Below are 6,168 nucleotides of genomic sequence, written 5' to 3' on the forward strand. Positions count from 1 at the left end.
ATAGCTGATAGCTGATAGCTGATAGCTGATAGCTGATAGCTGATAGCTGATAGCTAAAACACGTTTTACACTCTGGAGTAATTATGTCTAATTGGATTGATGCCACAGTAAAGTCAGTTAAATGGTGGAATGAATCGTTATTTAGCTTAACGGTTAACGCCGATGTAGAACCGTTTAAAGCAGGGCAATTTACAAAGCTCTCTGTTATGGACGGTGAAAAACGCATTGCTCGGGCTTACTCGTATGTTAACGCACCAGATGATCCAAATTTAGAATTTTATTTAATTAATGTAGTCGATGGCCAATTGTCATCGCATTTAGCACAGCTAACCCCAGGTGACACTGTACTAATAGAGCGCCGTGCTAGCGGTTTTTTTACCCTTGACGAAGTGCCAGCGAGTGAACAACTTTGGATGCTTAGCACCGGCACCGCTATTGGCCCGTTTTTATCAATATTGCAGCAAAGTGAGGTATGGCAAAAATACAAACATATCAACTTAGTGCATGGTGTACGGCAAAATAGCGATTTAAGCTATCAGGAGCTAATTAATAAGTTATTAAAGGCTCATCCTGGGCAGCTTAATTATGTGCCAGTAGTTAGCCGTGAGGAGCCTTTACAAGGCTTAGCAGGCAGAATTACCACTGTGATTGAAAACAACGCTTTATATGAGCACGTCGGGTTATGCGCTACACCAAATAACGCCCAATTTATGCTGTGTGGTAATCCGCAAATGGTTAAAGACACCACAGAGTTATTATTGGCTCAAAATTATAAGCGTAATCGTCGAAAAGAGCCGGGACATATCACGGTTGAGCAGTATTGGTAGCTAGCTATAACGTTATAATAACTATCTCAGAGGCCTAAAATTTGCTATGTTGCGCTTTAATTGTATTTAGTCTTCGTACTTAGGAAATCCATGAAATCTTTATTTATTATTTGTGCCTGTTTATTGGCCGCTTTCACGTTAAATAGTCATGCTATAGAGCAATCAACACCGCTGGACGAGACTAAACAAACACAGCAAAAAAATGCAGCGCAACAACAAGACGCGCTTGATACATTAAGCCAAGAGGCTAATACACCAAAAAAGCCGGTTGTTGATAAAGTAAAAGCAGATGACTCTCAAGTACTTGGCAGCGAATCTACAAAGCCCGTTCAGCAGCCTAATAGTAAAGCGGATAAAGCCCAGGCTGTTGCGCAAGCTGAGCAAGCAGTCACACAAGCAAAAGAGGCACTTACAGCAAGGCAACAAGCCAAAGCAAAACAGTCGCGTGAGTCACTTGCTGTTGTTGAGCAATTAGTAAATGCTTACAACGCGCGTAACATTGAAGAATTTATTCGCATGTATGATGAAGATGTTGAGTTTTATATTTTCCCGAATGAGCTATTATTTAAAGGTAAAGAAAAACTAATAGCGCGTTATGGCATTATGTTTAAAAAACTTAAGTGTCTGCACTCATCACCAATCAAGCGTATTGTGCATGGTGATATTGTAATAGACCATGAACTGTCAGAAACCTGTTCAACGGATGCGAACGTTATAGATAAACGTTCAGAGCTTATATCAAGTTATCAGATCAAAGATGGTAAAGTGGTTAGGGTTTTATTTTTTAGGTAATTATTAATTATGCAGCTAAGTGACGAGAAAAAAATTCGTGTAATGTATCGAGTAGAGCCAGGCTGTTTAGGCCCTGATGGCGTAGACCACATTGAAGACTTTTGTCGCTTTGCGAACAAGCACATTAAATCGCCTTATTATGCGCAGTTATTATTTTTACCTCGATACGACAAGCAAAAAGGTGAGCGCCAATACAGCGTTAAAAACCGCAATTTATCTCAGGTGCAGGCTAAAGCGTACTTAAATCATTTTGAAATTGACATAGAAGACTTTGAAGAGCAGCTAGACGAGCTGCTCTCTAAATCAATAGACTTATACTTCAAACGCTAGGGTCAGCAGACCCTAAGCTTCGTTTGAAACAATAGCATTAAAGCTATCGTTATCATGTAGGCTGGCAAAAGCACTTTCGTGAAGTAGCTCGTTTCGTAAGTTAGGTGAGTATTCAAGCGACATTTTTATATCAGCTAGAGCATCTGCATGCTCATGCGTTAAAGCATACGCACAGGCTCTTTGCCAATAGGCGTAACCGTAATCGCTGTCTATATCAATGGCTTGGTTGCAAAGTTCAATGGCTTGCTCAGTCTCATTTAGCTCTAATAATGCATCCGCTTTGTAGGCAATGGCTTCTACATCTTCTGGTTTACGTTTTAAAATCTCATCGAATATTTCAATTTTATTGGCAATATCACTTTCTAGGTTGGCTCGCATCCATAACGAATGAACTTCGTTGGTGATCGATATACGTTCTTGGTTACTGAGTATTTCTTCAGAACGTACACGCAGTTTTTCTTCTAATATTTTCAAGCGATCTTCGTACTCGTCAGTAATAACACTCACTCGAGTGTTTACTATATCTTCTACTTTGTTCTTTACATCACGTAACGAGTTCCAGCCCACCAATACTAAAATAGACGCGGTGGCAGTAATAATAAAAAATACATTATTAATGGTATCTGTGGTGTAGGTAAGCGCCCGATCGGCGGTGTCTAACTGTGCATGCGTAACTTGTTTGGTCACGTCTTCACGCAGTTTTTGTTGATCTTGGCGAACCGACTTTAATTCGTCGAGAATATAACGTTCAAGTAATGGTTTGTACAAAGGGGCTTCTAGCTGTGCTAATTCACGCTGTTGTTGCTCGTTGAGTGCTGCGGTGTTTTTATCAGCAGCTTGCACCGCAGATGAAGCACCTATAAAAACAATAAATAGTAAAAAATAAAAACGCATTGATATGCCTAGTTAAAAAATTAGTTAATCGCTTTGTTAACTTTAACATGCGCACATCATTGGTACTAGGGTGAGGATAGGGAAGCTGGCATTAACTTGAGTAGCAGTAATTATAGGCAAAAAAAACCAGCCCAAGGTAGGCTGGAAAAAACTACATCAACATATCAAGGGAACAATAGGAGATAGGTGCTATTATAAGTTTGCCTACCTGAATCTTTACTTAACTAAATTCAACTAGATAAAAATAAAAAAGAAATAAAGGTGCATAAATAGTTTATACACCTTTTATACTATAATTTCATGGCGAAGGGGGGGATTCCACTGTGCACTTAAGAAAACCTAAGTCACTTTCAAACCCTTCAGCATACATTACGTGGCTATTTTTAATAACGATCATCTATTTTATAAAAAGTGTTAATATTTATTTACGCTAAGCACAAACATTGGCAGCACCATCATATTTATAAATGAGAGTAATCGTTTTAAAGCATTACTTTGCCCTAGCGTATCAAAGCAGCTACACGTATATTGAATAAGCAGAGACCATACACGTCACTTATAATGACAAAAAAATAACAGCGCTCCCAATTGGTGAATGCCAAAAGCAGTAAGCATGGGCGTTTTTATTTATATTTAAAAAGGAGCTCAATATGGATAATCATAAAGCGGGTAAATGCCCAGTTATGCATGGCAGTAATACCACAACTGAAAACACCAATACAGATTGGTGGCCAAACTCACTGAATTTAGACATTCTTCATCAGCACGATAGCAAAAGCAGCCCCTACGACAGCGACTTTAATTACGCCGACGCGTTTAATTCACTCGACCTAGAAGCACTTAAAACCGATTTAAAAGATTTAATGACTCAAAGCCAACCTTGGTGGCCAGCTGATTGGGGGCACTATGGTGGCCTGATGATCCGTATGGCATGGCACTCTGCGGGCTCGTACCGTTTAGCTGATGGTCGAGGCGGTGGTGGTACCGGTAATCAACGTTTTGCACCACTTAATTCGTGGCCAGATAATGCCAACCTAGATAAAGCGCGCCGTTTATTATGGCCAATTAAAAAGAAATATGGCAACAAGCTTTCATGGGCCGATTTAATTATTTTAGCCGGTAATATGGCGTACGAATCAATGGGACTTAAAACCTTTGGCTTTGCTGGCGGCCGTGAAGATATTTGGCACCCAGAAAAAGACGTTTACTGGGGCGCAGAAAAAGAATGGCTTGCGCCTAGTGATGAGCGTTATACCCAGGTTGATAAACCCGACACCATGGAAAACCCATTAGCAGCAGTACAAATGGGCTTAATTTATGTAAACCCAGAAGGGGTTAATGGCAAGCCCGATCCGCTTAAAACCGCAGATCAAGTCCGCGAAACCTTCGCCCGCATGGCCATGAACGACGAAGAAACCGCAGCACTCACCGTTGGTGGCCACACTGTAGGTAAAACGCATGGTAACGGTAAAGAAGAAAACTTAGGCCCAGAGCCAGAAGCTGCCGACGTGCACGAGCAAGGCCTTGGTTGGAATAACCATAAAACGCGTGGCATTGGCCGCGATACCATGACCTCAGGTATTGAGGGCGCATGGACAACTTACCCAACGAAATGGGATAACGGCTATTGTAAATTGTTACTCAATTACGAATGGGAGCTAACAAAAAGCCCTGCCGGTGCTCATCAGTGGGAGCCGGTTAATATTAAAGAAGAAGATAAACCCGTTGATGTGGAAGACTCATCAATTCGTTTAAACCCAATAATGACCGATGCCGACATGGCAATGAAGCTCGACCCCGCATATCGTAAAATTATTGAGCGTTTTAATGACGATTTTGAGTACTTTACTGACGTATTTGCCCGCGCATGGTTTAAGTTAACCCACCGTGATTTAGGGCCAAAATCACGTTATTTGGGCGCCGATGTACCAGGCGAAGATTTAATTTGGCAAGATCCTATTCCTGCAGTTGATTACACCCTAAGCGACGCTGAAATAACCGATTTAAAAGCGAAGCTACTTAATAGTGGATTAAGTGAAACCGACTTAATTAATACCGCATGGGATAGCGCCCGCACTTACAGAGGCTCCGATCACCGTGGTGGTGCAAATGGCGCCCGTATTCGCCTTGCTCCGCAAAATAACTGGCAAGGTAACGAGCCTGCGCGTTTAGCTAAAGTACTTAGCGCACTTGAAACACTGCAAGCGAGTTTAACTAAGCCTGTTAGTATGGCCGACTTAATTGTACTTGGCGGTACCGCTGCGGTTGAGCAAGCGGCTAAAAAGGCAGGGGTTGATATAACCGTACCGTTTGCCCCAGGGCGTGGCGATGCTAGTGATGACATGACCGACGCAGAGTCATTTGAGCCATTAGAGCCAATTCATGATGGTTTTAGAAATTGGTTGAAAAAAGACTACGCTGTATCCGCCGAGGAGCTATTACTAGAGCGCAGCCAATTAATGGGGCTAACCGCACCAGAAATGAGCGTGTTACTAGGCGGTATGCGCGTACTGGGTACTAACTATGGCAATCGTGCTCATGGTGTATTTACCGATAACGTAGGCGTACTCAGTAACGACTTCTTTGTTAATTTAACTGACATGAACAACCGCTGGGAACCTGCAAGCAAAGGCGAGTACAACATAATTGACCGTGCAAGCGGTAAAACCAAGTACACGGCTACGCGGGTTGATTTAGTGTTTGGTTCAAACTCAATACTCCGTGCATTGGCAGAGTTTTATGCTCAAGACGATAACAAAACCCGTTTTGTACACGACTTTGTCGCCGCATGGGTAAAAGTAATGAACGCCGATAGGTTTGATATTAAATAAACCTAAGTAAAATTTAAAAAGGAGCAGCAATGCTCCTTTTTTTATAATTACTTAAAGGTTAAAGGTTAAAGGTTAAAGGTTACGAGCTGCGGGTATAGTTCAATGACCTTGGTCTTGCGCGGCATAAAGCCCCACCTACGTTAAATCCAGATGTTAATCATATCCGTAGGCGGGAGTTTACCTCGCGCATTTATCTAACGTTTAAATCTAATTTCTTGTTTGAGCACAGAGAAGCGAGTAAGAAGATGACGGGCTTCGCGTGGCGAGCAGCGAGCTTGTACAAATAGTTTGTACACCTAGTCATATCAGCACTGAACCTTTAACCTACTCTTTCAGCGCAGCGTCTCTTAATCTCTGTGGTCAATAAATCACTTAAAACCTATTTGCACAAACAGCAAAGAATGAGTGCAAATGAGCAAAAAACACAGCCTTTCTTTGCTTTTTTATAAATAAACTACCAATTGCGTTTTAATTGATACCAAGCACAATGCTGC

General features: G+C 41.6%; 5 protein-coding genes. 4 read left to right on the forward strand and 1 reads right to left on the reverse strand.

Annotated features, from left to right (window positions below; genetic code table 11):
• Nucleotides 1-83: 83 nt before the first annotated feature.
• From QMA00_RS18320 to QMA00_RS18330, 3 genes are all read left to right on the forward strand, one after another.
• Nucleotides 84-827 (forward strand): ferredoxin--NADP reductase, encoded by a 744-nt coding sequence (locus tag QMA00_RS18320; protein ID WP_076922580.1) that lies wholly within the window; start codon nucleotides 84-86, stop codon nucleotides 825-827.
• A 90-nt stretch (nucleotides 828-917) separates the two neighbouring features.
• Nucleotides 918-1,619 (forward strand): nuclear transport factor 2 family protein, encoded by a 702-nt coding sequence (locus QMA00_RS18325; protein ID WP_076922581.1) that lies wholly within the window; start codon nucleotides 918-920, stop codon nucleotides 1,617-1,619.
• Nucleotides 1,620-1,628: 9 nt separating this feature from the next.
• Nucleotides 1,629-1,949 (forward strand): hypothetical protein, encoded by a 321-nt coding sequence (locus QMA00_RS18330; protein WP_076922582.1) that lies wholly within the window; start codon nucleotides 1,629-1,631, stop codon nucleotides 1,947-1,949.
• A 12-nt stretch (nucleotides 1,950-1,961) separates the two neighbouring features.
• Here QMA00_RS18330 and QMA00_RS18335 read toward each other — a convergent pair whose 3' ends face one another.
• Nucleotides 1,962-2,843, reverse strand: coding sequence for a tetratricopeptide repeat protein (locus QMA00_RS18335; protein WP_076922583.1), 882 nt, complete (start codon nucleotides 2,841-2,843; stop codon nucleotides 1,962-1,964).
• A 650-nt stretch (nucleotides 2,844-3,493) separates the two neighbouring features.
• Here QMA00_RS18335 and katG point away from each other — a divergent pair.
• A complete protein-coding gene (gene katG, locus QMA00_RS18340) occupies nucleotides 3,494-5,674 on the forward strand; it encodes a catalase/peroxidase HPI (protein WP_076922584.1) in 2,181 nt (726 codons plus the stop codon).
• Nucleotides 5,675-6,168 lie beyond the last annotated feature (494 nt).

The sequence above is a fragment of the Pseudoalteromonas sp. APC 3694 genome, from assembly GCF_030407565.1.
In the GTDB taxonomy this organism is placed as follows: domain Bacteria; phylum Pseudomonadota; class Gammaproteobacteria; order Enterobacterales; family Alteromonadaceae; genus Pseudoalteromonas; species Pseudoalteromonas tetraodonis.